The sequence below is a fragment of the Bartonella sp. CE47NXGY genome (assembly GCF_042195415.1).
Classification (GTDB): domain Bacteria; phylum Pseudomonadota; class Alphaproteobacteria; order Rhizobiales; family Rhizobiaceae; genus Bartonella.
Genome location: NZ_JBHIOI010000069.1, coordinates 1,701 through 3,680, shown reverse-complemented (window position 1 = coordinate 3,680; position 1,980 = coordinate 1,701). Strand labels below are relative to the sequence as shown.

The 1,980-nt window shown below is 45.3% G+C and carries 4 protein-coding genes and 1 pseudogene; 1 reads left to right on the top strand and 4 read right to left on the bottom strand.

Annotated features, from left to right (window positions below; genetic code table 11):
• Nucleotides 1–19: 19 nt before the first annotated feature.
• From ACFIL3_RS09245 to ACFIL3_RS09230, 4 genes are read right to left on the bottom strand one after another with little or no spacing between them, the layout of a single operon-like run.
• Nucleotides 20–343, bottom strand: coding sequence for a hypothetical protein (locus tag ACFIL3_RS09245; protein WP_375682133.1), 324 nt, complete (start codon nucleotides 341–343; stop codon nucleotides 20–22).
• 56 nt (nucleotides 344–399) lie between these two features.
• Nucleotides 400–1,032: a hypothetical protein gene (locus ACFIL3_RS09240; RefSeq protein ID WP_375638465.1), complete on the bottom strand. Its 633-nt coding sequence runs from the start codon at nucleotides 1,030–1,032 to the stop codon at nucleotides 400–402.
• Nucleotides 1,033–1,047: 15 nt separating this feature from the next.
• A complete protein-coding gene (locus ACFIL3_RS09235; protein WP_375682132.1) occupies nucleotides 1,048–1,452 on the bottom strand; it encodes a hypothetical protein in 405 nt (134 codons plus the stop codon).
• Nucleotides 1,412–1,606, bottom strand: coding sequence for a hypothetical protein (locus ACFIL3_RS09230; protein ID WP_375668421.1), 195 nt, complete (start codon nucleotides 1,604–1,606; stop codon nucleotides 1,412–1,414). Before ACFIL3_RS09230 ends, ACFIL3_RS09235 begins: the two co-directional genes overlap by 41 nt.
• A gap of 87 nt (nucleotides 1,607–1,693) precedes the next feature.
• Here ACFIL3_RS09230 and ACFIL3_RS09225 point away from each other — a divergent pair.
• A pseudogene (locus tag ACFIL3_RS09225) lies at nucleotides 1,694–1,980 on the top strand (hypothetical protein); the annotation flags it as partial.

Sequence of the window (1,980 nt, the reverse complement as noted above, 5' to 3'; positions counted from 1 at the left end):
CCAAAAATGCAGCAAAAGATCAATCCTTTGCAAAGAATGAAAGCCTAAACCCAAGACGCTTTGCCCCTAGACAAATAAGCCCAAGGATAAGACCAAAGACAACGCCAAAAAGAATGTAAAAAACCCACTTGTTTGAAAACCACACCTGAGCCAAACCAAAATGCTCAGCTTTCGCATAAACAAACTTAGAGGTCACGCCAACAAAGAATGCAAGCACCCCACCCTTAAAAAAGTCCTTCCTTGTAAACCCGAAAAACCTTATTCCCACATAAATAGAAACAAAGGCGAGAGCCAAAGGGCAGAAAAACCCCAACCACTGCCAAAACATCACATCGTTCGACATCAAATACCCCTCACAGAAAGAACATCAAAGATCACGCCCATGGGAAAGAAAAATGCTCATTTTTTTAAGCCCCCCAACAGTACACGCACACACCGTACCCCCTCCAAAACAAACAAAGGAACGAATCCAATAGTGCCCAGAAACACCCCATTGTTCGAGATCACAAACCAGCGAACCCCCATATGCTTTACTCCCACATGCGCCAACCCAACAACAGCTCCAACAACGCCACCCAACACCAGAAACTTCAATAAAAATACCCCACGCGATATCCATTTACCCCGCACCCTCATAAGCAAAACCAAGGACAGCGCCAGCAATGCAACAAACACCGCTCCTATTACTAAAAATTCCCATGATATATCAAAACGCTTCGCTCCCTTATAAGCAAAGCCAAGAACCACTACAGCAATGGTGCAAAACACCACAGCCTTGAAAAACACGCCCCACGATACAGTTCTACTGTTTGCTCCCACAACAATAAAACAAAAGGTCGCTCCAGCAATGCAAGAAATCACCACCCCCTGCCAAAACACCTCCCACGTAATAGCCGGTCGCCCCGCATCTTCATAAGCAAAGCCAAGGACCATGCCAACAACGCAGCAAAACGCCAGCCCCTTTAAAAACATGTCCCGCGCAACCACCATACGCCCCGCTCCTTCATAAGCAAAAATCAGAGACCATGCCAAAAATGCAGCAAAAGATCAATCCTTTTCAAAGAATGAAAGCCTAAACCCAAGACGCCTTGCCCCTCTATAAATAAGAGCAAGGACAAAGCCCAAAAGGACATAAAACACCCACTTGTTTGAAAACCACACCTGAGCCAAACCAAAATGCTCAGCTTGCTTATAAACAAAATCAGAGACAGCAGCCAAAATGAAGCTCAACAACACCATCTTGAGGAACAAACCCTTCGTTACACCACGCCGCTGCATTACTTCATAACCCAACATAAGGAAAATACCGGGAATGCCATAAAACGCCACAGCTCGTAAAAATACGCCCCACGTCATCCCCAACGCCTTCATTTCCACATAAACAGCCACAGAGACATAAGCTACAATACAGCTAAACACCAATCCCTTCAGAGACAAAAGCCCGCGCGCCATCACTCACCTCCCTCATCAAGTCATTCAAGGAAAATCCACCATGCGACAAAACACCCCTCTTTTCAAGAGCCAAATCCATGGGGCTCCCACACACAAGCGCAACAGTCCAAGTCACCCCCAAGAGCGCATACCCCCACGGCACACTCCAACACATGTCTTCCTCTCACCCCCCTCTTTTGCCTAGATCAAGCAACATTTTTTAAAAAACGAGAAGCAAAATTAAAATTTTTAAGGAGATGCTATGACCCATAAGCAGAAAAAAAACATGCAAACCTGCCCGCTTGATCATCAAAATCAAGAAAAGCACATTGGTCATTTAAAGACGCAAGAAATCCCTGTAGAAACGCGTAATCCTTATTTTAAACCCAATCATCCAGAAAGTTCCAGTAACCCGCGCACGATTAAAGCCATTGCCAATGCACAAAGCCATCCCATTGCCCTTTTATATGCCAAAGGACATCTCAGCAAAGCCCAATATAAAGCGGCAGAACGTTTTTATTTTTACTGGCGTCAAAGCCAAGCCGATCT